The sequence below is a fragment of the Bacteroides sp. MSB163 genome, assembly GCF_036416795.1.
GTDB lineage: Bacteria > Bacteroidota > Bacteroidia > Bacteroidales > Bacteroidaceae > Bacteroides > Bacteroides maternus.
This window is the reverse complement of the sequence record NZ_CP143867.1, coordinates 3,432,937-3,458,160: the sequence shown is the minus strand read 5'-3', so window position 1 is coordinate 3,458,160 and position 25,224 is coordinate 3,432,937. Positions and strand designations below refer to the sequence as shown.

General features: G+C 48.5%; 20 protein-coding genes and 1 pseudogene. 7 read left to right on the top strand and 14 right to left on the bottom strand.

What is annotated here, in order from left to right; translation table 11 throughout:
* Positions 1-19: 19 nt before the first annotated feature.
* The 8 genes and pseudogenes from VYM24_RS12660 to VYM24_RS12630 form a co-directional block, all read right to left on the bottom strand.
* A complete protein-coding gene (locus VYM24_RS12660) occupies positions 20-733 on the bottom strand; it encodes a DUF6266 family protein (protein ID WP_299096774.1) in 714 nt (237 codons plus the stop codon).
* 248 nt (positions 734-981) lie between these two features.
* Positions 982-2,886, bottom strand: coding sequence for an argonaute/piwi family protein (locus VYM24_RS12655; RefSeq protein ID WP_330940184.1), 1,905 nt, complete (start codon positions 2,884-2,886; stop codon positions 982-984).
* 133 nt (positions 2,887-3,019) lie between these two features.
* Positions 3,020-4,033: a hypothetical protein gene (locus tag VYM24_RS12650; protein WP_330940183.1), complete on the bottom strand. Its 1,014-nt coding sequence runs from the start codon at positions 4,031-4,033 to the stop codon at positions 3,020-3,022.
* Between the two features lie 238 nt (positions 4,034-4,271).
* Positions 4,272-5,669 (bottom strand): DUF3987 domain-containing protein, encoded by a 1,398-nt coding sequence (locus tag VYM24_RS12645; protein WP_330940182.1) that lies wholly within the window; start codon positions 5,667-5,669, stop codon positions 4,272-4,274.
* A gap of 87 nt (positions 5,670-5,756) precedes the next feature.
* Positions 5,757-6,050 (bottom strand): annotated as a pseudogene (locus tag VYM24_RS25405) (PriCT-2 domain-containing protein); the annotation flags it as partial.
* A 55-nt stretch (positions 6,051-6,105) separates the two neighbouring features.
* A complete protein-coding gene (locus VYM24_RS12640; protein ID WP_330942249.1) occupies positions 6,106-6,606 on the bottom strand; it encodes a BT4734/BF3469 family protein in 501 nt (166 codons plus the stop codon).
* A 59-nt stretch (positions 6,607-6,665) separates the two neighbouring features.
* Complete coding sequence (locus VYM24_RS12635) at positions 6,666-7,013, bottom strand: helix-turn-helix domain-containing protein (RefSeq protein WP_291550515.1); 348 nt, start codon at positions 7,011-7,013, stop codon at positions 6,666-6,668.
* Between the two features lie 251 nt (positions 7,014-7,264).
* Complete coding sequence (locus VYM24_RS12630; RefSeq protein WP_299096764.1) at positions 7,265-8,836, bottom strand: hypothetical protein; 1,572 nt, start codon at positions 8,834-8,836, stop codon at positions 7,265-7,267.
* 287 nt (positions 8,837-9,123) lie between these two features.
* On the opposite strand from VYM24_RS12630, the gene lnb reads away from it, so the two are divergent.
* From lnb to VYM24_RS12600, 5 genes are all read left to right on the top strand, one after another.
* A complete protein-coding gene (gene lnb / locus VYM24_RS12620) occupies positions 9,124-10,341 on the top strand; it encodes a lipoprotein N-acyltransferase Lnb (protein ID WP_483073344.1) in 1,218 nt (405 codons plus the stop codon).
* Complete coding sequence (locus VYM24_RS12615) at positions 10,342-11,910, top strand: alkaline phosphatase family protein (protein WP_330940181.1); 1,569 nt, start codon at positions 10,342-10,344, stop codon at positions 11,908-11,910.
* A 224-nt stretch (positions 11,911-12,134) separates the two neighbouring features.
* Positions 12,135-15,431 carry a preprotein translocase subunit SecA gene (gene secA / locus VYM24_RS12610; protein ID WP_330940180.1) on the top strand — a complete coding sequence of 1,099 codons (3,297 nt, stop codon included), beginning with the start codon at positions 12,135-12,137 and terminating at the stop codon, positions 15,429-15,431.
* Between the two features lie 134 nt (positions 15,432-15,565).
* Positions 15,566-16,675 carry a DUF6340 family protein gene (locus tag VYM24_RS12605; RefSeq protein ID WP_330940179.1) on the top strand — a complete coding sequence of 370 codons (1,110 nt, stop codon included), beginning with the start codon at positions 15,566-15,568 and terminating at the stop codon, positions 16,673-16,675.
* 66 nt (positions 16,676-16,741) lie between these two features.
* Entirely contained in the window at positions 16,742-17,188 is a 447-nt protein-coding gene (locus VYM24_RS12600; protein ID WP_291550524.1) for a hypothetical protein, read from the top strand.
* Between the two features lie 168 nt (positions 17,189-17,356).
* Here VYM24_RS12600 and VYM24_RS12595 read toward each other — a convergent pair whose 3' ends face one another.
* On the bottom strand, positions 17,357-19,984 hold the full coding sequence (locus tag VYM24_RS12595) for a valine--tRNA ligase (protein WP_330940178.1): 2,628 nt from the start codon (positions 19,982-19,984) through the stop codon (positions 17,357-17,359).
* Positions 19,985-20,160: 176 nt separating this feature from the next.
* Here VYM24_RS12595 and VYM24_RS12590 point away from each other — a divergent pair, with 176 nt between their 5' ends.
* Complete coding sequence (locus VYM24_RS12590) at positions 20,161-21,210, top strand: DUF3810 domain-containing protein (protein ID WP_330940177.1); 1,050 nt, start codon at positions 20,161-20,163, stop codon at positions 21,208-21,210.
* 12 nt (positions 21,211-21,222) lie between these two features.
* Positions 21,223-22,011 (top strand): nucleoside triphosphate pyrophosphohydrolase, encoded by a 789-nt coding sequence (gene mazG / locus VYM24_RS12585; RefSeq protein ID WP_330940176.1) that lies wholly within the window; start codon positions 21,223-21,225, stop codon positions 22,009-22,011.
* Positions 22,012-22,165: 154 nt separating this feature from the next.
* Here the strand turns inward: mazG and VYM24_RS12580 are convergent, their stop codons facing one another.
* From VYM24_RS12580 to VYM24_RS12560, 5 genes are all read right to left on the bottom strand, one after another.
* The gene (locus VYM24_RS12580) at positions 22,166-22,639 is read right to left on the bottom strand and encodes a hypothetical protein (RefSeq protein ID WP_007212921.1); all 474 of its coding nucleotides are present in this window, start codon (positions 22,637-22,639) and stop codon (positions 22,166-22,168) included.
* A gap of 32 nt (positions 22,640-22,671) precedes the next feature.
* Entirely contained in the window at positions 22,672-23,046 is a 375-nt protein-coding gene (locus tag VYM24_RS12575; RefSeq protein ID WP_330940175.1) for a hypothetical protein, read from the bottom strand.
* A 48-nt stretch (positions 23,047-23,094) separates the two neighbouring features.
* Entirely contained in the window at positions 23,095-23,649 is a 555-nt protein-coding gene (locus VYM24_RS12570) for an RNA polymerase sigma factor (protein ID WP_291550530.1), read from the bottom strand.
* Positions 23,650-23,669: 20 nt separating this feature from the next.
* Complete coding sequence (locus tag VYM24_RS12565; RefSeq protein WP_007212918.1) at positions 23,670-23,990, bottom strand: T9SS type A sorting domain-containing protein; 321 nt, start codon at positions 23,988-23,990, stop codon at positions 23,670-23,672.
* Between the two features lie 165 nt (positions 23,991-24,155).
* Positions 24,156-25,070 (bottom strand): ribonuclease Z, encoded by a 915-nt coding sequence (locus VYM24_RS12560; protein WP_291550533.1) that lies wholly within the window; start codon positions 25,068-25,070, stop codon positions 24,156-24,158.
* Positions 25,071-25,224: the final 154 nt, after the last annotated feature.

Sequence of the window (25,224 nt, the reverse complement as noted above, 5' to 3'; positions counted from 1 at the left end):
AAACCTCAGGCTTCAGCTTCTATCCCAACGGATTCTCATCCAGACCGCCGCCACCGGGCTTGTCGCCGCCTCCGGCATTGCCGCCCGAGCCGCTGCCCTCGTAAGCGTCATCTTTCAGGCAAATGCTGTTGGTGACACGGCTACCGTCTTCACTACGAAAAGCAAGATAAACGGCCAGCGCCTTGTCCTCCCAGTCATCGGGCAACGTCAACTGCACAGTGCCGTCGGCACGGGTGGCAGCTTCCAGATCGTAGTAGGCCTCGCCGCGTTCCTTGTTGTAAACCAGCGGCATCGCCTGGTCAGTAGAGAGAGCATCTCCCATTTTGCTGTTATCCTTCCACGTCAGGGTCAGCTTGCCATCGGCCAAGGCAGCCGAAGCATTGAAGACGGGCATCAAGGTGCCACGGGCCACCAGTACACGCTCATAATCGACAGCGAGCTGAGGAGCCAAACCGGTGATGGCATGGCGCAGGATGTAGGACATCGCCGCGTTGAAAGCCGTGCGCCCCTTGGCATAAGTATGATAACCTACGCGAACATAAGGAATAATGGCACGCAAGAAAGTCATGCTCATGGCAAACTTGCCGCGTTGCGTCTGTTGTTTCGGAGTGCGGGGGTTACTGACACTGATGGCCAGCGCACGCATATAACTCACATCTTTCCAGGTACTACCCACTACGGTACCCACTTTTCCACTGAATCCACCGAGGATTCCTCTTTTAATTTCTCCCATTATCGTATATTTTAGGGATCAGGACCGGTCAATGCGACCAAGTCTCAGGGGCTGAAGAAGACAGGCAGCAGCAAACAGGCACGATGCCTCTGCAGCAGCACGGCGATGCAGGAGCCTTTACCGTTCAGCCACAAGCAAAGGTAAGCTGTAAAGAAAGGAGATTTTAAAAGCGTGTGATTTTTGCGTCGTTTTGCACAGTTTTGCACAGTTGGTTGCCAAATTGCCACGTTGCCACATTGCCGCGAACTTTAGTCCATGGCAATGCGGTCCGCCATTTCAAGCCGCCACTCCTGGCAACGATGGCGCAACAAGCGGTCGGTGTGCGACAGTACGAGGGGCAAAGGACTGCCGTCCACACACGCCGGATTGGCCCGGACCAGCTGGAAGGCTTGCACCAGCACCCCATCCGCCTCGGAGGGTAACAATGGCTGAAAGCTGCCATCGGCACAAAGTCGGTTAAGCCTGACCTCCAATGGATAAGGATAAAAAGCGCGAGAGGAATCGGATGCCGGACGGAAATCGCGGCAGAAAAGAAGAAAAGTGTCATCAGTGCAGCCCAGAACGGTTCCTGCAGGAGGCATACAGCCGGGAGCATCGGGAGCATAGTGACGGAGCATAGCCCTCGACGTGCGCCGCACTTGCGCCAGCACCACCGGCACAGCATCCGAATACGGAACCATCCAGCGTACCAGAGACAGCAGAGGCTCCGTCGGAAGATCCCGGTGGCAATAAACTACCAAACGCTGGGGAGGGCTATCACGGTGGTCGGTCAGAAACTGTTCGTAAGCCCTCCTGAAGCGCGAAGAAAAGAACAGTGAGAACTTCTCCTCAGCCTTGCAAAGGTCGAAGCAACAACCCCGTGAAGGATCGTTGTAGAAAGTAACCGCACTGAAAGGCTCGAAACCTTGCGAGGGACGTGAACAAGAGAATCCGGCAATGAGGTCGGTGTCCTGCGAAGCAAAACAGCGGGGCATCCACGGCATGCCACCCATCTGCACCAGCAAGCGGGAAGCCACAGAAGGCAGGTATCTGCCGAAGTCCCCCGAACTGACGGCATGCAACGGAATGGCTCCCACATAAAGAGAGCCCAGGGAAAGCACCAGCCTGCGCAGGCGAACCGACAGTTGCCGCCCCATCAGTGCAGTGGCCGCCTCTCCCGAGGGAACCACCAGGCAATAGAGCCTGAAAGCGGCAGGAACATCCGTGACAGGCTGCGTGTAGAGTGCCTGTGTCAGTTGGTCTGCGGCACGCTCATCCGCATCATAAGCTATCCAGCGGTCCATGTTGCCCACAGGCATCACGGCTATAAGAGAAGCCAGTGGGAAAAAAAAGCTGAAGAGGCGACGGGCAGCATCCAGTTGCCCCCTTGGATAAAGCATGGTGAGGGCAAGAGAACGGCACCGCCCGGGCAGACAGGCACCGTAACGGCAAAAGCTGGCGCGAGGATCGGTTTCTACAGTCGACCTGCCAAACTGCAACTGGCTATGTTCCGCCCCGATACACCGCAAACGGTGGGCAGGCACATCGGCCGGATGGAGTGACAAGTGAAGGGGACAGCCGGAAACCGTCCCACCCGAAGGGAAACAACGTGCCAGCAGCCCTTCCACCTCCCGCCACAAAACTTCATAAGGACCGGACGGGGCAGACGTGTGCCGTTCCACACAGCCGGCACCATCCAGGCGGGCAGACAAAGCAGGGGTAAGCACCGCATAAGCAGAGTCCAGGCGGGCTATCTGCACCGGGCTGAGCGCCTCATAGGGCATCACCCATCCGCCTGTAGCTACTAAAGCGGGAGAAGCGCCCACAAGTCCCATTTCGGACATAGGAAAACCGATATATATTTGTTTCGCAGGCAGCACTTCCACCGCAATCCTACAATCGGAAGAGGCAGAAGGAGAAGGGGCGGACACCGGGGGAAGCGGACGGAAAGAGAGACGCCTGTAACGAACCACGCTTCTTTCCGTTTGCTCCGGAGCATCTCTCAGCCACACTTCAAGTACTCCGGGACAGGGCGTACGATAGAGCATCGGGACTAAACTCTCCGATTCTGTGGCAAGCTCTCCCGTAAGGGATGCCAGCCATCGGCAAAGGTCGGACGGCGTAGCGTCGGAATGACCGGAATCAAGCGTAGCTTGTAATAGTAGTTCCTTCATAGTATTATTTGCCTGAAAAGCCCCAATATTAACAGACAAAGGTAAGAACAATATTTTTATAAACGCCCGCCTTCACTCATCGAAGAGCGAAGGCGGACGAAACAAAAATATCAGCCTAAGTTACTGTAGCCCTTTATTCATTAAGCAAGTGATTTACGCTTTCGGGTGATAAAGAGAACTTTCGGGCTATTTCATCAACCGAAAGTCCGGCTTGACTGAGCATACGGACAGCTTCGCGAATAATTTCATCCTTCTTTACAAGTTCCTCATTCTTCTTCCCAAGCTCCTCGTTCTTCTTCCCAAGCTCCTCGTTCTTCTTCCCAAGCTCCTCGTTCTTCTTCCCAAGCTCCTCGTTCTTCTTCCCAAGCTCCTCATCCTTCTTTACGATCTCCTCTTCCTTCCTCATGATAATCGTATCTCTCTTTTCAATCTCCGAAAGTATCTCATCTTCCACATCCATGGCTCGTCTGATTTCCGGCGCCACGCCCGCTTTCAGCAACCTGTTCATAAGTAGTTGTTCATCCTTTCCGGTGAATTTATTCTCGTCGATTTCCAGTAAATGGTCATCAGCATGGTAGATGTAATCCTGGTCGAAGAGATTGAGCAGACGCTCCAGGTGATTTCTGGTACGACCTTTCAGATACGGAATCTGAACGATGATGCTGTCGTGCGTCAGGCTTTCGATGAACTTGTCCCTATGCTCTATCACGCAGTCGTCATAGTTCAGGTACCGGCGGCGGACGTAGACCACAGGTTCGTGCAGTTCGCCCAGTTTATGCCCCAGAATGTAGATTGAAATGATAGGCAGACCGTAGGTACCGTTGTCTTCTTCGCGCATGTTCTCCTTGTTGAGGTATTGCGTGCCCAGGTACTGGCGGAAGCGCAGGGTTTCGGTGGCGAGCCACGTCTTCTGGAGTTCAATCATTACAAGATGCTCTTCTCCATTTGCCTCACGGATACGGGCGGTGAAGTCCATCCGGAACATGGAGATGCGCGTCTGCTGCATGGCGGAGTATTCCTGGCGCCGCATTTGCAGTTCCACGATTTCTTTTTTCAGCAGGGCGGAGAGAAGGATTTTCGCCACACGGTCGTCCTCCATCAGGTATTTGAAGACGGAGTCGTAAATGGGATTCGCTATCAGTGTCATAATAATCTTTTTTTATTGTTTCTTGCTCTAAATCATTGCAAAGATAACATATCGGCTTTATAATCAGTAATATTTCGGGGGAATTATTCATTGTATCTTCATAGTATCTCCGCAACGCCTCCACAGTATCTCCGTACCAACTCCGTAGCAAGTCCGTAGCTGCTCCGTGCCTATAGACTACGGAGATACTACGGACCTGGTACGGAGCGGACACGGACCGGACGCGATTCAGCCCGAATCACTTTCCCGTTTTTCCATACGCATCATGGTCCAACTTCTGCAAACGCCCCTGATTGCACAGTTCAATGACGTAGCGGTCGGCCGTACGGACAGGGATTCCCTCGGCACGCGCCACATCCTGATAACCCGCCCGATTGAAAACCTCCGGCAATCCCTCAAATAACTGAAGCAACCGATGTTCGCGTTGATCGCCTCCGGCCACGGTGGCCCGACTGGGCGTAGACTTGATGTCGGCCTGCAATCCTTTATATGCCAGTCCCGTATGATGCAGCAACACCTCCATCATCAGAAGCGTGGTGCGAAAATCATCATCACGGCAACAAAGGGTGGCCGGCAGCGGAACGTCTCCCTCATAGTCCATCAGTCGCAGTGAAGAGAACACCATGCAGATGCGGTAGGCCGTCAGCCCCAGGCGACGTACAGAAGCCAGCATGTCGGAACCAAAGCACTGGAGTCCCTGTTGTTGCATAGAGTTGAAAAAACGGTTGAACTCCCCCTGTTGGGCGGCGGTGAGCGTGAAGCGCAGGGGTACCGTTTTCTTCAGACGTGAATAGAATTGAAAGAAACGGCCTCCCAACCGAAGAAAACAACCGTCCAGCGTATCCTCCCCGTTGCAGGCAAACACATCATTCCATACCGGACGCAAGGGCAGATTGTAGAAGAGGAAACGAGAAAAAAGCCCGTTCTCGGCATCAGGAATGAGCGCCCCTATCTGGCGGGGCGTTCCGCTGAGTAGCACCGAAAGGCGGGGCATGGAGATTTCTACATATTCACGGTCTTTCCGACGATTGTAAGCAATAGTCTCGTGATGGAAGGCTTTACGCAGACCGTCACTGTAGTTACCGTGTTCGCTGCGGAAAGTGGTGGTCAGCGTGTCGCCTTCAGTTTCGAACATCAAGGCCTGTCCTTCGTTGTCGTTCAATGTCTGGAAGAGGGCTGTAGCACTACTGTTGGCAGGAATAAAAAGCATCCTGACGGGCGGTTGGCGCGGTTCGTCACCTCCTTCCTTCCGTTTGTTCTTTTCGTAGAGGGACTTTTCACGGTGATATTCCTCCCACTCGCGAACGTTCTGCCGGCGCAGGTCGGCATGCACCACGTCCACCAGATGACGGCACAGCGTCAGCCGCCCCTTACCCGCCGAAGCCTGCGCCCCGACAAACAAGTAAAGGTTCGGATAGACTTGTCGCTGCCCATAGATGCCCGACACTTGCGTCAGGCAAGAGGAAAGCACCGTAAGGGCACCCAGCAACAGCATGTCCGTGTCTTCGGCCGAGATGCCGTAAGAGCAGACATCAGAGAGCAGGCGGGGCATGGAGGCGTAGATTTCGTCGGGGAAAGTGGGGAAATCATCGCCCGGAGGCGTCTGATCCGCTCCGACAGCGGGGGATATTGCCACGTCCTTCACATTTGGCGGTTTGGCAATATGGCAATCTGGCAACGGACGAGTATTGATATCCACTCCCGCCAGCTTTGCCCGGTGGAAGAGGGTGTTCAGCGTGATGCCATGTCCACGCGAGTGCAGGCAAGCCGTGTACTGCTTGTCGGTTTCAGCGGACCGGTATCCACTATAGAAACGGCTCAGACGATGATAGAAAGCACGCCCCTCCTCGCCCAGCCCTTGAGCCAGCGCAAACCCCAGGTCGCGCCAGTCACCATAGGCCGAAGTTATATCAAGATTTGCAGTTTCAATGCGTGAAATGACGATTTCCACCTCGTCACGGGAAGTAAGAGTGGTATCACGACGCCACTCACCCAGGTTAAATTTCTGTTTTGACATGAGAAGATTTATGATTTATAATTTATGATTCATGATTTAGCGGGGAGAAGAGGAGTTAAAATATCAGCACATCCGGATCCCAAGGCAGATAGCAGGCACGTGCAATGTCGCGCCCTGAAGGGTCGGGTCCCACCCCATAATTGCGCGACACGTAGTAGGACAAGACCTCGAACCAGTCGGCATGTGTGCCCTGCTCCAGGTCGATGGGAACCACCCACTTCAGACCGTCACCACCCGGACTCCGGAAAAGCAAGGCCGTATCTACCGAAACATCATGCGCCAAAGCATAGCGCAACCCATAGACACCTTGCAAATGCCCGCCGCCCTGCCACTGACTGATATGGTCGAAGTCAAGGCAGAGCAGCCCGCTATGCGCCAACAGGGCGTCTTCGCGCCGACGGCTGAACTCTCCGCTGAAGGTGGCATAATCGAAGCTTCTCGACTTGAAGCGTTGCACATCGCGCTGCGTGACCCGTTCTTCCTGTATCAGGCGGCGCAGCTCTTCGGTAGCGGCACGATAATAGTCGCCCCGGATGACATTGTAGATTTGCTCCATCTCCACCGTCTTATGGGGTACGACATTACTGACGGGAGCCAGAAAAAAGCTGAAGCGTTTCATCTGTCACCCCCTTCCCTGTCATCGGTGGCAGGACGCTCGTCCTCCTTGCCCCATGCACTGAGCTTGTACATCACATAGTTGTTTCGCAACAGGTCATCAATCTCCTGAATGCGATAGAAGTATTTCTTACCCAAAACGGTGTATCCCAGGGTCCCGTTGTCACGCAAGTTTTGCAGGGTACGCTGACTGATGTGCAACGCGTCCATCACCTCTTGTCCGTCCACCCAGCCCCGGGCAATCTCGGGACGGGCTTTCACTCCGGCACGCTCCAGCAAACGCGCCAAGCTGAGCAGATGATCGCGCACCTGCTCCAGTTGCTCTGAAAATAATAGATTCTGTATCATATCTTTTTTTCCTTTGGTTCGGAGGCAAAGGAAAAAGAGTTTGAAATGACGTGAGCTTGACGAAAAATATCGTCAGAGTTGAATCAGTTACGAGGTACAGGTTACAAGCTACAAGTGCCTTTCGGAATATAGCGCAGCTACTTGCAACTCGTAGCCTGTAGCTCGTAACTAATGCGTTTTGAATGAACTCCTCCCCCGTGTTACTTTACGGTAAAAAAAATCGTTGACGAACTGATTTCGTCAACGACTCGTCAGGAAATGAGGCGAAGATTCTCTTTACTGACAAATGCTTCATAGGCTTCTATATACCTCTTATAGTTACTCACCAGATTTTCGGGCTGTGCATCCACATCCAGCATCGAGGCAAGGAAAATCGCATAGTCCTTCTTATCGCCACCCCTGTGCTTCTGATAATGAAAGAAAAGACCGTAAAGCACCTCTACATACCCTTTCAGGATTTTCACCCTGTTCTTGTGAGCCAGTGGAATCTGGCCGCTCTGCAAAAAAAACAGAAAATCATCTTCCAGCCACTGAACATGTTCGGAACTCATCAGATAGCCCCCTCTGGTGCCGGGTACTTTGGGCAGAAATGCCAGGAGTGTATGTACTTCGCCCATATCGGGCAGCTGGACTGCCAACGGACGCGAAAGCGGAATTGAAAGTTTCTCACCGGACGAAATAGATATGAACGAACGCGAATAGTTCTGTTCGTAAAGCTCCTGCCTGCTCTGCAGGTAGCTGCGCAGCATGCGGGGAAGACTTGCCTCGCACGCAACAAGTGGACTCAGGAATCCCAGACAAGGCTCATTCAGCTTTCTGATAGCCCACTCCGAAGCACCCCGGCCTTCGTTGTAATGCAAATGACCGGCATACTGATCGTTGCACAGGTCGTTCAGGCGAGTCCTCATCCACTGCTCGTCAACAAGCTGACTGTAAGGAATCCTATCATCGGACCGGCGACTGCTGCAAAGAAGGAAAAGGAAATTCTCAAGCGCCACAACACCCTGCCACAGACAGGCTTCGGTATGCGAATACAACTTGATCCCGGCAAGCAGTGCCACCAAATCACCATAAAGTCGCATGGCATCTGCCTCACACCTTTCTGTGAGATCCATACTGACCAAACGCTTCACCCGATTTCCGGCTTGCAGAATATCATACTTCAGCACCTCACACTCATGGACAGGATGAAAGTAACGGGCATCGTTGAACAGATACCGATAACCCATATAATCAGCACTCTGCAACAAATGCCCGAAATTTATAGTCAGTTCCAGATATAGTGAAGCCAATGCCCCCTTCAACTGTCCGCACAACTCAGCCGAAAGCCCTCTGCGAGAGGCTTCGTCCACCAACACCCCGGTGTCGTACACCTCTTCAAGCACTTCGCACAGCAACAGGCGTGCATCAATGTCGGAACGCAACCGGATGATTTTCTCTTTCAGCAACAATTTCAACCACCGGGCCTCGGCACGAAGAAGGGCACTGTAAAAAAGATAGCGGACAGTAGGTTGCTCCTCGCAATAAAGTACATTCAGGGTATATTCCATCTCTTCCACCCTCAAGCGGCAAAGGGCGGCAGTAGCATTAAAGTCTGGAAAATGGGATACCGACGGAAGAAAATCAAAAGAAGGACAAGGCAGGTCAACCTGCCAATCGGATAATATTTCCCTCAATCGCCCCGTCAACTCGCCCGACTCCCCCGGCAAATCTTCCAACTTCCACGTTGCTTGCTGAAGCCGTGCAGAAATGTAATGCTGCCCCTCCAAACAGGAAGGGGACAATGCACCACTGAAGATGGCGATGGTCAAAGGAGTAAACATAAGATACGATTTTGAGGCTCTTCATTTTAGTTTAACAGGTTAATAATCAATAGTTCTGCCTTTCTCCAAATACTCATCAATATAGGAATGACCCCAATCATTCTTATAGGTTGCATGAGAAAAGAGTGTTACAAATGTAGTAAACTGTTAATAAATATGTAATTTCCTTACATTAATCATTTTTAAATGCCCCTATTTTGTAGGATTTTCAGTGTGGACGGTTGATTTTTACTATTATTACCTCACCCCCTTGCACTGAAATCCGGTATTTTACGTAACTTTGCAGCATGAAAAGAAACTTACTCATTCTCATATATTTCCTCCTCTGCTTCCTCTGCCCGTCCACGGCCTCTGCCCAGCCGCAAACGTCGCAAGAAGCTACCCCCGACTCCATCCGCATCAGCCTGCTGACCTGCGCCTCGGGTGGGGAAATCTATTCCCTGTTCGGCCACACCGCCATCCGTTACGAAAACTTTACCCGGGGCATTGATGTCGTCTTCAACTACGGTATGTTCAATTTCAACGCCCCCAACTTCATCTTCCGCTTCGCCCTGGGAGAGACGGACTATCAACTGGGCATAACCAATTACGAGCACTTCGCTTCCGAGTATAACTACCTGGGACGGGACGTCTGGCAACAGACCCTGAACCTCACCCAAGCAGAAAAAGAATACCTCTTCAACCTGCTGCAGGAAAACTACCGGCCCGAAAACCGCGTATATCGCTATAACTTCTTCTACGACAACTGCGCCACCCGTCCGCGCGACCAGATAGAGGCCGCCATCGAAGGCACCTTGAAGTATGCTGACAATATGACCGATACCGACACGGGAGTCACTTTCCGCGATTTGCTGCATAAATATAGTGAAGGTCATCCGTGGTCACGCTTCGGCATGGATTTGTGCATGGGCAGCAAAGCCGACCAACCCATCAACCGAAGACTGATGATGTTCGTCCCCTTCTATGTGCGGGATTTCTTCCGCACAGCCCGGATTGTAGACAACGAAGGCCAGGCACGTCCGCTGGTGTCCTCCGAAGAGAAAATAGTGGTAACCGGACTGACTGATGCCGACCACCGCTCCGGAGGAATCACCCCGATGCAATCGGCCCTGCTGCTGTTTGTGCTGGTGGCAGCCGCTACCATCTACGGTATCCGCCGCGGAAAAACGCTCTGGGGACTCGACCTAATCCTGTTCTTCTGTGCCGGAATAGCCGGGTGCATCCTCGCCTTCCTCGCCCTGTTTTCACAACACCCCGCAGTAAGCCCCAATTACCTGCTGTTCGTATTCCATCCCCTGCACTTTTTTTGCCTCCCGTGGATGATAAATAAGGTGAGAAAACGGCAGAAAAGCTGGTACATGAAGACGAATTGCGTTGTTTTAACACTTTTTATACTGCTTTGGGCGATAATACCGCAAAGAATTGACTTAGCTGTATTACCTTTGGCACTCTGTTTGCTAGTACGTTCAGCAAGCAATCTTATTTTGACATTGAAAAAGAGATAAATGAAAAAGGGACTGATTACTTCCATACTCGCACTTACTTTCACCGGTCTGCAAGCACAACCGCTGCCTGCCACACCTAAATTAGTGGTTACGCTGACGATTGACCAACTACGCACCGACTATATGGAAGCATTCTCAACCCTCTACGGAGAGAAAGGTTTCAAAAGACTGATGCGCGAAGGGAAAGTGTTCTACCAGACCGAATTCCCTTTCAACGGAACAGACCGCGCTTCTGCCATCGCTGCCATCTACAGCGGCACGACGCCTTCGATGAACGGCATCATATCCCAATACTGGATGGATGCAAGCACCCTGCGCCCCATGAATTGCGTGGACGATGGCGCATTTATGGGCAACTTCACCGATGAAAATTCTTCTCCCTCCCAATTACTAACCTCTACCATTGCCGACGAACTGAAAGTAGCTACCCGCAACAAAGGCCTGGTGTATGCCATCGCCCCCTCGCGCGATGCGGCCATACTGGCTGCCGGACATACCGGAAACGGCGCTTTCTGGCTGAACGAGAACACAGGTAAATGGTGCAGCACTACATATTACAGCGAGTTCCCGTGGTGGGTAAGCCAGTACAACGAACGGAAATCACCCGACTTCCGCATCCGCGACATGGTATGGGAACCGGCATACCCCATTAACAAATATACATTCCTTCCCGAATGGCGGGACCAGCCCTTCAAATATAAGTTCGACAGCGAACGACGCAATAAATTCCGCCGACTGCTCACCAGCCCGTTCATCAACGACGAAGTGAACTTGCTGACAGAAGAACTTCTGGAAAAGAGCACCATCGCCAAAGATGAGATACCCGACCTGCTGGCACTGACCTATTACGCAGGAAACTACAACCATAAGAGTACGCAGGAATGTGCCATGGAAATGCAGGATACGTATGTACGCCTCGACCGCAGCATTGCCGCACTGCTCGACCTTATCGACCGCAAAGTAGGTCTGCACAACGTTGTCTTCTGCATCACCTCTACGGGCTATGCCGATCCGGAAGCTCCCGATCTCGGCCTGTACCGCATCCCCGGCGGGGAATTCTACCTGAATCGCTGCGCCACCCTGCTGAACATGTATCTCATGGCCACGTATGGTGAAGGACAGTACGTAGAGACTTATCACAACCAGCAAATTTACCTCAACCATAAATTAATAGAGAACAAGCAGCTGAATCTGGCGGAAATTCAAGACAAGTCCGCTGACTTCCTGATACAATTCAGCGGAGTGAACGAAGCGTATTCAGCCCACCGCCTGCTGCTGGGTCCCTGGTCGCCCCAGATAGAACTTGCCCGGAACAGCTTTCATCGCAAACGTTCGGGCGACTTACTGATAGACGTATTGCCCGGCTGGACTATCGTGGAAGAAAATGCCACCGATAACCGCGTGGTACGTCATGCCAATATTCCTGCCCCGCTCATCTTCCTGGGCGGTGGAGTGAAGCCCGAAACAATCCGGGTTCCCGTCAATATTACCCGCGTTGCCCCCACCCTGTCAAGTGTGATGCGCATCCGCGCTCCGAATGCTTGCACAGAGACTCCACTGAATTTCTGAGGTTTATTCACCACAGAGCACACAGAGTTTCACAGAGTTTTTATACCTCTAATGACCAATAGACTTCCTTCATTAATTGAAGAAAGAAAACTCAGTGAAACTCTATGCCCTCTGTGGTGAAAGTCCGCATCAAATAAACAGCGCAAAAATGTGTAATCTGTATAAAAATCAGTAACTTTGCGCACTCAATCAACTTAGTAAATAATAATAAAAATAGATATAAAATGGGATTTAATGAATTTTTAAGCTCGATTTTCGGCAACAAATCCACACGCGACATGAAAGAAATTCAGCCGTGGGTGGACAAAATCAAAGCCGCTTACCCGGAAGTTGCCAAACTTGATAACGACGCCTTACGCGCCAAGACAGAAGAACTGAAAGAATATATCCGCAATTCTGCCGCCGACCAACGCGCCAAGGTGGAAGAACTCAAAGCTGGTATCGAAGAAATCGAACTGGAAAACCGTGAAGAAGTTTTCGCGCAGATAGATAAGATAGAAAAGGACATACTGGAAACTTACGAAAAAGCTCTTGAAGAAGTACTGCCGGTAGCTTTCTCTATTGTGAAAGAAACTGCCAGACGCTTATCCGAAAATGAAGAAATCGTAGTTACGGCTACCGAATTCGACCGTCACCTGGCTGCCACGAAAGACTTTGTGCGCATTGAAGGCGACAAAGCCATCTGGCAAAACCACTGGCAAGCAGGCGGCACGGAAATTGTCTGGAACATGGTACACTACGATGTACAGTTGTTCGGTGGCGTCGTATTGCATAAAGGTAAGATTGCCGAAATGGCAACGGGTGAAGGTAAGACATTAGTGGCTACCCTCCCCGTATTCCTCAACGCACTGACCGGAAACGGCGTACATGTGGTGACCGTAAATGACTATCTGGCCAAACGTGACTCCGAATGGATGGGCCCGCTCTATATGTTCCACGGTTTAAGTGTGGACTGCATCGACAAACATCAGCCCAACTCCGACGCACGCCGTCAGGCTTATCTGGCAGACATCACCTTCGGTACGAACAACGAATTCGGTTTCGACTACTTGCGTGATAATATGGCCATCAGCCCCAAAGACCTCGTACAGCGCCAGCACAACTACGCCATCGTCGATGAGGTGGACTCTGTATTGATTGACGATGCCCGTACTCCGTTGATTATTTCCGGTCCCGTCCCCAAAGGTGAGGACCAGTTGTTCGAGCAATTGCGTCCGCTCGTAGAACGTCTGGTGGAAGCACAGAAGAAACTGGCTACCCAGTATCTTGCCGATGCCAAGCGCCTGATTGCTTCCGGCGACAAGAAAGATCAGGAAGAAGGTTTCCTTGCTTTGTTCCGCAGCCACAAGGCACTGCCCAAAAACAAGGCATTGATTAAATATCTGAGTGAGCAAGGTATCAAGGCAGGTATGCTGAAGACCGAAGAGATCTACATGGAGCAGAACAACAAACGTATGCACGAAGCTACCGACCCGTTGTACTTCGTCATCGAAGAAAAGCTGAACAGTGTAGACCTGACAGATAAAGGTGTGGACCTGATCACCGGTAACTCGGAAGACCCTACCCTCTTCGTATTGCCCGACATCGCCGCACAGCTTTCCGAACTGGAAAACGAAACCAGCCTGACAGACGAACAACGTCTGGCGAAGAAAGATGAACTGATGACCAACTATGCCATCAAGTCCGAACGTGTACACACCATCAACCAGTTGCTGAAGGCTTATACCATGTTCGAGAAGGACGATGAATACGTTGTGATTGACGGTCAGGTGAAGATTGTAGACGAGCAGACAGGCCGTATCATGGAAGGCCGCCGCTACTCCGACGGTCTGCATCAGGCCATCGAAGCCAAGGAAAACGTAAAAGTGGAAGCCGCCACGCAGACATTCGCCACCATTACGTTGCAGAATTACTTCCGTATGTACCACAAACTCTCGGGTATGACCGGTACCGCCGAAACGGAAGCAGGCGAACTTTGGGACATCTACAAACTGGATGTAGTGGTGATACCCACCAACCGCCCCATTGCCCGTAAAGACATGAACGACCGCGTTTACAAGACGAAGCGCGAGAAGTATAAAGCAGTCATCGAAGAAATCGAACAACTGGTACAAGCCGGACGTCCTGTCCTGGTGGGTACCACGTCCGTAGAAATCTCCGAAATGCTGAGCAAGATGTTGACCATGCGCAAGATCGAGCACAGCGTATTGAATGCCAAGTTGCACCAGAAGGAAGCGGACATCGTAGCCAAAGCCGGTTTGAGCGGAACAGTAACCATCGCTACCAATATGGCCGGTCGTGGTACGGACATCAAGCTGAGCCCGGAAGTAAAAGCTGCGGGCGGTTTGGCCATCATCGGTACCGAACGCCATGAATCCCGCCGTGTAGACCGCCAGTTGCGCGGACGTGCCGGACGTCAGGGCGACCCGGGTTCTTCCGTATTCTTCGTGTCACTGGAAGACGACCTGATGCGTCTGTTCTCTTCCGACCGCATCGCCGGTGTAATGGACCGCCTCGGCTTCAAGGAAGGTGAAATGATTGAGCACAAGATGATCTCCAACTCCATTGAGCGTGCACAGAAGAAGGTGGAAGAAAACAACTTCGGTATCCGTAAGCGTTTGCTGGAATACGATGACGTGATGAATAAGCAACGTACAGTTGTCTATACCAAGCGTCGCCACGCCCTGATGGGTGAACGTATCGGAATGGATATCGTAAATATGATCTGGGACCGTGTTGCCGCAGCTGTTGAAGCCCCCGATTACGAAAACTGCAAAATGGACTTCTTGCAGACTCTTGCCATGGAAGTGCCTTTCAACGAAGAACAGTTCCGTAACGAAAAGAAGGAAAAGCTTGCTGAAGAAGCCTTCAATGTGGCAATGGAACAGTTCAAGCGCAAGACGGACCGCATGGCACAGGTTGCTTATCCGGTAATCAAGCAGGTATACGAAACCCAAGGACACATGTACGAGAATATCCTGATCCCCATCACGGACGGTAAGCGCATGTACAACATCTCTTGCAGCCTGAAAGCCGCTTACGACAGCGAGTGTAAGGAAGTGGTAAAAGCGTTTGAAAAGTCTATCTTGCTGCATGTTATCGACGAGGCATGGAAAGAGAACCTCCGTGAACTGGATGAATTGAAGCACTCTGTACAGAACGCAAGCTACGAACAGAAAGACCCGTTATTGATTTATAAGCTAGAGTCTGTAAACCTGTTCGATACAATGGTGGATAAGATCAATAACCAGACCGTTTCTATCCTGATGCGCGGACAAATCCCGGTACAGGAACCGCAGGAAATTCAGCAGGCCGCTCCCGAACAGAAGCAGGATATGAGCAAATACCGCGAACAGAAACAAGATCTGAACGATCCGAACCAACAGGCCGCCGCCCAACAGGACACACGCGAACAAGTGAAGCGTGAACCGATTCGTGCGGAAAAGACGGTAGGACGTAATGATCCTTGTCCTTGCGGAAGTGGTAAGAAATACAAGAATTGCCACGGGAAGAATATGTAATAAGTAAAGAGTGGCAAGGTCTATCCCACTCTCCCAATCACTAATAAAAGCCTTCAACGGTTAAAAACTGTTGGAGGCTTTTCTATATCCATACAAAAGTGTATTTTTGTTATTCCTAGATAAAGAATAAGCTTATGACTAAATATTCGTACTCACTATTGGTGTGCTGTGTTCTGCTGTTTAGCGGTTGCCAAAGCATAGAGCAACTCTCCATCGACTACATGTTGCCGGCGGAAGTCAGCTTTCCGTCCGCCCTCAGACGCGTAGCTGTGGTAAATAATATGCCACCTATCCCGGATAACAAGCTAATTCTGGAAGAAAAAGATGAGAAGAAAAAAGATGAGACAGAAATAGCACGCAAGACAAAGTATTTCAATGGGGATGCCAAAATTGCCACGGAATCATTGGCCGAGGCAATTGCCAACGAGAATTATTTCGATGAAGTGATTATTTGCGACTCTGCCTTGCGTGCCCATGATATGATTCCCCGCGAAAGCACCCTTAGCAAAGACGAAGTGGAAAAGCTCACCCAAAGTCTAGGTGCGGACTTCCTGATTGCCTTGGAGAACGTACAGATGCGCTCCACCCGTAAAATCGAATATTTACCGGAATGGGGAGTATATGCAGGTACGCTTGACTTGAAAGTATATCCTACCGTAAAAGTGTATCTGCCCCAACGCAACGGTCCGATGGTGACAGTCAACGCCAGCGACAGCATCTTCTGGGATCATGCAGCTCCCAGTATGGCACAGGCAGGCGCAGGACTCATCAGTGAAAAAGAGATGCTGAGAGAGGCTTCCGAATTTGCCGGCACTATCCCCGTGAACCATATGCTGCCACATTGGAAAACAGCTTCCCGCTATCTCTTTACAGGCGGTTCCGTAAATATGCGTGATGCCGCAGTCTTTGTCCGCGAAGAGAACTGGGACAAAGCTATTGAACTTTGGAAGCAAACCTATGAGAAAAAGAAAAAAGGAAAGCAGAAAATGTATGCCGCCTATAACATTGCCTTAGGATACGAAATGCAGGACAGTATTCATACAGCAGAAGAATGGGCCTTGAAAGCACAGAAAGTAGCATACGATGTAGACAAAATAGACGAGAAGAAAACTCAGGAAGGCGTGGACCTCATGGATATCCCCAATTACTTCGCAATAACCCGTTACCTGAACGAATTACAAGAGCGAAAGGAGGGAATGACCCGGCTGAACGCCCAAATGGAAAGATTTAAAAATGATTTTTAGAGAAATGATGCAGAGGTAATTATTTTTTTTATACCTTTGAACGTCCATTAAGAAAGAATATCTATTATGAAACTGAGCCAAGCATCATTATCACTCCTTGAAAAGGGCATTAAACAGGCAGTCGCCAAATACACTTGCGGCTGTGAGCAAACCATTGTAACCGACATCCATCTGCAAGCCAACCAGAATTCCGGCGAATTGTCCATCTTTGATGACGAAGACGAATATCTGGCTTGTGTCTCTATCGAGGAATGGATGACTTATGACGGAGATGATTTCTACGAAAATGCAGAACGTATTCTTTCTACCTTACTCCACAACATGAAGAACGGAGGTGACTTTGAAAAACTGGCTATTCTGAAACCTTACTCTTTTGTATTAGTGGATGATGAAAAGGAGACAATTGTAGAGTTACTGCTGATGGATGATGATACGTTGCTTGTGAACGAAGAATTGCTGAAAGGTCTGGATGAAGAGTTGGATTCTTTTCTGAAAGAACTGCTGGAAAAGTAATAGCATTTGATTTATAAAAAATAAATTAGCCCTTGCAGTAATCGGATATTGCAAGGGCTAATTCGTTTAGTGATAAACGATTAAGTAATAATTAACTAGCGATTAGTGATTAGTACCATGCGGAATAATAGCGCAGCCACTTATCACTAAACCTTAATCACTAATAAATCATTTCTTCAGCGCAGCAATACTCTCTTTCAGAGAGTTGATAATACTTTCCGCATCCGCCTGTTTCTTACGTTCCAGTTCAAGGACAGCGGCAGGAGCATTATTCACAAACTTCTCATTGCTCAGCTTCTTCATGACGCCTTGCAAGAAACCTTCTTTGTGCTTCAATTCTGCTTCCATACGGGCTATTTCAGCTTCTACATCAATCATATTCAGAGGTACGGCATATTCCGTAGTTCCTACCATGAATGAAGCAGCACCTTCGGTTTTAGTATCTACCACATCAATTGCCGAGAGATTACACATCTTCATGATAACCAAGTTGAATGCATCAACCGGATTCTCACCAAGCACCTGCAATTCCAGTGCTTCCTTCTGAACTATGTTTTTCTGCAAACGGATAGAACGAACGTTACTGATAACTTCCTTCACCACTTCGAATTGCTGAATCATCTCGCTGTCTACATGGGCATCCATACTCAAAGGACATACCATGATGCTCTCACCCTCCTCACGCTCATACATCTGTTGCCAGAGCTCTTCGGTAATGAACGGCATGAACGGATGAAGCAGACGAAGCAAATTGTCAAAATAGCAAATCGCAGCATTACGAACCATACTGTGAATGCCTTGTCCATAAGCCGGCTTAATGATCTCAAGGAACCAGGAAGAGAATTCATCCCAGAACAATTTATAGACAGCCATAAGAGCTTCACTCAGGCGATATTTACTGAATAAATCCGCTACCTCGGCTGTAACTTCATTCTGCTTGGATTCAAACCAGGATATCGCCAGTTTAGCCGCTTCAGGAATAGGCTGGTTATCATCAATTGTCCAGCCACTTACCAAGCGGTAAGCATTCCATATCTTATTACAGAAGTTACGTCCCTGTTCGCAAAGAGCGTCATCGAACAAGATGTCATTTCCGGCAGGAGCTGCAAGCATCATACCCATACGCACACCATCGGCACCAAACTTCTCAATCAGTTCCAACGGGTCGGGAGAATTACCGAGAGACTTGGACATCTTACGTCCCAACTTATCACGAACTATACCCGTAAAGTACACATTCTTGAACGGCATTTTTCCTTCATACTCATAACCTGCCATAATCATGCGGGCTACCCAGAAGAAAATGATATCCGGACCAGTTACCAGGTCACTTGTCGGATAGTAATAATCGATTTCCTCATTACCCGGATTGTTGATACCATCAAACAAAGAGATGGGCCACAGCCAGGAAGAGAACCAAGTATCCAGACAATCTTCATCCTGACGAAGATCTTCCATAGTCAGGGCCGGATTGCCGGTCTTCTCTTTTGCCAGTTTCAAAGCTTCTTCTTCAGTAGCAGCCACCACATATCCACCTTCCGGAAGGAAGTATGCCGGAATGCGATGTCCCCACCACAACTGACGACTGATACACCAGTCCTTGATGTTCTCCATCCAGTAGCGATAGGTATTCTTATACTTGGCAGGGTAGAATTTCAGATCGTCATTCATTACAGGAGGCAATGCCATATCTGCAAAATGCTGCATCTTAAGGAACCACTGCATAGAAAGCTTCGGTTCTATAACTACGTTGGTACGCTCGGAATAACCTACCTTATTGGTATAGGCTTCCACTTTATCCAACAGGCCGGCAGCATCCAGGTCTTTCTCAATCTGTTTACGAACATCAAAACGATCCATACCGATATAAAGACCGGCAGCCTCGCTCAATGTACCATTATCATTGAAGATATCGATGCTTGGCAAGTTATACTTTTCACCCAGCATATAGTCGTTCACATCATGCGCAGGAGTTACTTTCAGGCAACCTGTACCGAACTCAATATCTACATAATCATCTTCGATTACCGGAATAACACGATTTACTAAAGGAACGATCACTTTCTTACCTTTCAGCCATTCGTTCTTCGGGTCGTTCGGATTGATACACATAGCGGTATCACCCATGATCGTTTCAGGACGGGTGGTAGCTACCACGGCATAGCGTCCTTCCACATCACCTTCCACTTTATAGCGCAGATAATACAGTTTGCCATGCTCTTCCTTATAGATAACTTCTTCATCAGAAAGGGCAGTCAAAGCCTTTGGATCCCAGTTTACCATACGCACACCACGGTAAATCAGCCCCTTATTGTAGAGGTCTACAAATACTTTCAATACACTTTCGCTACGCTTTTCGTCCATAGTGAAAGCGGTGCGGTCCCAATCACAGGAAGCACCGAGTTTACGCAGCTGCTTCAGGATGATGCCACCATGTTCATCTGTCCACTCCCAGGCATGCTTCAGGAATTCGTCACGGGTAAGATCAGTCTTCTTGATACCTTGTGCAGCCAGCTTATTTACTACTTTCGCTTCCGTAGCGATAGAAGCGTGGTCAGTACCCGGTACCCAGCAGGCATTTTTACCTTCCATACGGGCACGACGTACCAGAATATCTTGAATGGTATTATTAAGCATGTGTCCCATGTGGAGCACGCCGGTGACGTTAGGGGGCGGAATGACGATGGTGTAAGGCTCACGACCATCGGGTTTTGAACTGAATAATTTGTGGTCCAACCAATACTGGTACCACTTTCCCTCTACGTCAGCAGGGTTGTACTTACTTGCTAATTCCATATCTTTTAAATCTGTATATAATTTATTTTATCACGAATAATGGGCGCAAAATTACTAAATTTAATTCAAATCTTGCCACCCTCCAGCGCTTTCTGTGCAGAGAACGACAAATATAAAGCAAATTTCTTACGTGACATTTAATAAATGTATATTTTTGCCTTTCAAATAAATTTGCGATGAAATATAAGCTGAAGATTCGTTATATCGTGCTATGCACGCTCTTGTTAGTAGTCTGGGCCACACAGTTCATACCGGCTATGGGAAAAATATATGCACACAGCGTATATCCTGTCATAGCCTATATTCTTTCGTCTTTTTCACGCCTCATCCCCTTTGCCATAGGCGACTTATTCATAGCCCTCAGCATTGCGGGCGTACTCCTCTACCCTGTCTATGCCAGCCGCTTTCAGAAGAAAAAATGGAAACGTATCTTGCTGAATGATATTGAATATCTGTTATGGATATACGTCTGGTTCTACCTGGCTTGGGGGCTTAATTATTCACAGCACAATTTCTACCAGCGAACAGAGATTCCTTACACTGCATATACTCCCGAAAACTTCCGGAACTTCGTTGATGATTACGTTGACAAACTGAATGGTTCGTATGTAGATGTAACTACTATCAATAAGGACCTTATCCGCCGGGAAACAGTTCGCGGATACAATCAGATCAGTGATACGCTGGGTGTACATCATCCTTTCCATAAGTCACCACGGGTGAAGACAATGCTTTTCACTCCACTGATTTCCATGGTGGGTGTCACCGGTAGCATGGGACCTTTCTTCTGCGAATTTACCTTGAATGGAGATCTGCTTCCTTCACAGTATCCTGCCACGTATGCTCACGAACTGGCACATTTATTGGGCATCTCCAGCGAGGCGGAAGCCAACTTCTACGCTTATCAGGTCTGTACCCGTTCGCAAGCGCGAGGTATCCGCTTCTGCGGATACTTTTCAGTGCTGGGACACGTACTTGTCAATGCCCGCCGACTGATGGATGAAGAAGAATACAAAGAGCTCTTCAACCGGATACGTCCCGAAATAATTGAACTGGCTAAAAGTAATCAGGAATACTGGACGGAAAAATACAGTCCACTCATCGGAGATATACAAGACTGGATATACGATCTGTACCTGAAAGGAAATAAGATACAAAGTGGCCGTAAGAACTACTCCGAAGTAGTCGGGTTACTTATATCCTATTATACACACTGCAATAAATAACCCTATAAAGATATGTTACATACAAGAAAAGAACAGATGGAAGCCTTCGGACGCTTCCTGGACATACTCGACGAACTCCGCGAGAAATGTCCCTGGGACCGTAAGCAGACTAACGAAAGTCTGCGTCCCAACACCATTGAAGAAACTTATGAACTTTGTGACGCCTTGATACGTGACGATAAAAATGATATCTGCAAAGAGCTGGGAGACGTCTTGCTACACGTAGCTTTCTATGCAAAGATAGGTTCCGAGAAAGGCAATTTTGATATGAAAGATGTATGCGACCACCTTTGCGAGAAATTAATCTTCCGCCATCCCCATGTGTTCGGTGACGTAAAAGCCGATACTGCCGGACAAGTTTCTGAAAACTGGGAACAACTGAAGTTAAGAGAGAAAGGTGGAAACAAGAGTGTGTTGAGTGGTGTTCCTGCCGCCCTTCCTTCACTCATCAAAGCTTATCGCATTCAGGACAAAGCGCGCAACGTCGGCTTCGACTGGGAAGAACGGGAACAAGTGTGGGATAAGGTAAAAGAAGAAATCCAGGAGTTTCAGGCAGAAGTGGCCAATATGGATAAGGACAAGGCAGAAGCCGAATTCGGGGATGTACTATTCAGTCTCATCAATGCCGCACGCCTCTACAAAATCAATCCGGATAATGCATTAGAACGCACCAACCAGAAGTTTATCAACCGCTTTAATTATCTGGAAGCGCACACCATCAAGGAAGGCAAAAACTTGCATGATATGACTCTGGAAGAGATGGACGCCATCTGGAACGAAGCTAAAAAGCTGGAAAAGTAAAAACTCAAATGCATAGGACTGCGAAGATTCACACTTGCGGCTGCGAAGGCCATCACTTATACAAGTGAAGGCTTACACTCCCGCAAGTGTAAGCCTTCGCAACCGCATGTATCGGCTATAGACGAAAAAAGGAGCCGAAGCTCCTAATATTCTGTTATTTTTTCTTTCCTTGCGGTTTTTGAGGTTCTCCACCTTTATGATGCATCCCCTTCAGCAACTCACGGTTAAAACGCATTTCAGCACGCTGTACTAAATATATCTTTTTGTTCGAAAGTATCTTCTTGAACTTCTCATAGTAAGTTTTCTCCAGACGGTTGGTAGCAATACGGGCATCGTATACGCCTTCTAAAATCTCATTATATTGCGCTTCGGTCGTCTTTTCATCCCTTCCTTTTCGAAGTAAGTTCCATGCCTCATCATTCAGTTGCTTTTTGCGATCCTGTAATTCAAAATAAACAGGAAAGAATTTAGCGGCTTCTTCCTTAGTCAATCCGGCTTTTTCAGTGATATACGCTTTCTGCTTGGCACGGAATTCATCAGGAGACAAATGTTGATTACATCCGTCCATAGCCCATGACAAGGGGATGAAACTGCACATCACAATAAACAAAACAATCAGCTTTTTCATTTTCTTCTCATACAGTTAAGTTGTTACTCACATCACTCTGCACCGGCATCTGTGAGATAGACATACAGTGAATAATCATCCAGCATGGAATCATCCAGCACTGCACTGATATATTCATCAGAAACAACTTCGGTTTCAGGTTCGTCCATCGCCATCCGGTTGTTAACAGGTGTACGGTCAATAGAAGCAACGCGGATAATCAATGCTGCGCCGGCAAACATGGCAGTCATATATACCCATGGCTTAATTCTCTCCCACTTCGTAGGTTCTCTCTTAATAATTGCAGGTGTTTCCTTTTCGGGAAGCCGGCTCATCACCTCTGAAGTAAGATTCTCAAAGTATCCGTCAGGAACACGGAAAACATTTTCCTTCCCTACCTTCTTCAATATGTTATCTTCTTCTTTCATAAGCTTTTTTCCTCTCTGTTAGGTTAGACTCCGTTTTGGGGTAAAGGTTTAAACCTCTCCCTCCAAAAACTTCTCGATTTTTTTCACGGCATGATGATAAGAGGCTTTCAGAGCACCGACAGATGTGCCGAAGATGTCGGACATCTCCTCGTATTTCATTTCCTGATAATACTTTAAGTTGAATACCATACGTTGCTTTTCCGGCAGTGTAAGCAATGCTTTCTGTAGAGACTTCTGTGCCCGGTCGCCGGAGAAATAAGGATCGCTTTCCAGTTTCTGAAGTACAGAAGCATCTTCATCATCGATAGAAACAGTAGTTACAGCACGTTGCTTATTTAGGAAAGTCAAACATTCATTCAAAGCAATGCGATATAGCCAGGTAGAAAGCTTCGCATCTCCACGGAAATAATCGATATTAGACCACGCCTTAATAAACGTGTTCTGAAGTAAGTCATTGGCATCTTCATGCAAAAGCACCATACGACGGATCTGCCAGTATAATTGTTCGCTATATTGCGCAACAATCAACTCAAACCCTCGCTTTTGTGTACTTTCATCTTGTAGAAGCTCCAGCACTTCGCGTTCATTATAGGAAGGATTCATAAGTATCTATTCCGTTTCGTTTATTTGATTACCACTTTCCGCACGACATTCCCAATCTTAAAGATGTAATAACCTTTAGGCAAATTCACCTGAACGGTGACATCCGTAGAGTCAATGCGTATCGTGGTAAGTTTCACGCCTACAATATTGTAGACTTCCATCTGGGAGCCGGGTTCTGCATTCTGCACACGTACCCGGTTTTCTGCCGAAACAGTCAGCACAATAGTAGAAGACGGCTGCTCTTTCTGAGCCGTTTCCTGCTTCCGACCGTCCTGCGCCCATGCCACGGACTGCGACGAAAAAGTCAACAAAAAGAAAAAACAGTAGAGCAACTTTCTCATCTATAAGCCTATGTTTTCAGATTATTCCGTACAAATATACGGCATTCGGTTCGATAAAACAAAAAACAAGGAGAACTAAAATAGTTTTAACCATAAATATCATACCGAAAGGCACTTCTAACTTGTAGCCTGTAGCCCGTCACTAATTTAGTGCTGCGCACTAAATTATACCTCCAAACACAGCGTTTCCTTAGCCAGCACCGTCTCGGGGAAAACAGCCGAAGCTTCTTTAAGTAAAATGTTCTCATCCTCATAGCGGGCAGAAAAATGCCCGATCACCAATTTCTTCACTCCTGCCGCCTTGGCTATCTCTCCCGCCTGAGCAGCAGTAGTATGAAAAGTTTCTTTGGCACGAGGCAAGTCTGCATTTGCAAAAGTGGCCTCATGGAATAGCAAATCTACTCCTTTTATCTGTTCTGCAATCTCAGGCATATAGATGGTATCCGAACAGTAGGCATAACTACGCGGTGGATCAGACGGACGTGTCAGTAAGGAATTGGAAATGATTTTACCTTCCGGAGTCACATAGTCTTCCCCATTCTTTATCCTATTCAACTCATATACCGGCACTTCATAAAAGTCGACCATCTCCCGAATGATATGATTGGGCCGCTGCTTCTCTGCAAACAGAAAGCCGCAACAAGGCATACGATGCCGCAATGGAATGGTAGTCACTGTCAGAGAACGGTCCTCATAGATCATTCCGGATTCTTTCGTCTCAAACTCATGGAAAAGAACCTGATACGTCATTTGCCGACAAAAGAAACTTAGCATCGGAGCAAACAGGGCTTCCAATCCTTTCGGCGAATGAATATGCAACTCAGCCGTGCGCCCCAGCAGATTGAGCGTGGATATCAATCCCAGCAAACCAAAACAATGATCTCCATGCAGATGAGAAATAAAAATATGATTTAAGCGGGAAAACTTCAGTCGGGACTTGCGGAATTGTAATTGCGATCCTTCTCCGCAGTCTATCATATAAAGTTTGTCACGCACATTTACCACTTGCGAAGTGGCAAAGTGACGGGTGGTAGGCAGCGCGGAACCGCAACCCAATATATGTAGTTCAAATTTCTCCATAACACTGCAAAGATACGGAAATTCGCCGCAGAGGGCATAGAGAACACAGAGTTTTTTCTGTTTGATAAGAAGTACTCCGTAACCTCCGTGTCCTCTGCGTGAAAAAAGTAAAGGGTACCTGTGACAACAAGCACCCTTTACTTCATTTATATAT